Origin of the sequence: Benzoatithermus flavus, from assembly GCF_037908215.1 — a bacterium.
GTDB classification, from domain to species: Bacteria; Pseudomonadota; Alphaproteobacteria; order Geminicoccales; family Geminicoccaceae; genus Benzoatithermus; species Benzoatithermus flavus.
In genome coordinates this window covers 1-578 of record NZ_JBBLZC010000115.1, presented here as the reverse complement: position 1 = coordinate 578, position 578 = coordinate 1, and the positions used below count along the sequence as shown (strand labels likewise).

1 protein-coding gene and 1 pseudogene are annotated in these 578 nt (G+C 51.4%); both read right to left on the bottom strand.

Going from position 1 to position 578, the window contains the following annotated elements:
* Positions 1 to 471 (bottom strand): hydroxymethylbilane synthase (gene hemC / locus U1T56_RS24385; protein ID WP_418162070.1); only part of this gene is annotated, 471 nt, incomplete at its 3' end.
* A 15-nt stretch (positions 472 to 486) separates the two neighbouring features.
* A pseudogene (locus U1T56_RS24380) lies at positions 487 to 578 on the bottom strand (cytochrome C assembly protein); the annotation flags it as partial.

Genomic DNA, 578 nt, shown 5'->3' with positions numbered 1-578 from the left:
GAGCTTCGCCAACCTTGTGTCAATATTGCCGCGAATCCATTTGATCGTCAAATCCGGGCGATAGGCAAGCAACTGCGCCGAACGGCGCAAGCTGCTCGTGCCAATGACCGACCCAGGCGGCAAGTCGGAGAGCATCCGGTTTCCTTTGCTGACAAGCACATCGCGTGCATCTTCGCGGCGTGGAACCGCACCGATCACTAAACCTTCGGGCAGCACAGCCGGCATATCTTTCATGCTATGAACCGCCATATCGATGCCGCCGGCGAGCAATTCATGCTCAATCTCTTTCACAAACAACCCTTTGCCCCCGACTTTCGAGAGCGTAACATCAAGCACCCGATCTCCTTTCGTGACGATTTCTTTCACTTCAAACGTAAACGGCGCCCCAAGCTGTTTCAATTCGTTGATCACCCACTTCGTCTGGGTCAAGGCAAGCTTGCTGCGCCGCGAGCCAACGACAATGTTCCGCATCTCGTTCCACCTCGATTACGAATACCAGAAATGAAATTTTGACAAACTACCAAACAAGAAAAAGTTGACAAGCAAAAATAAAAACGAACCGATATTCCATAGCGCGA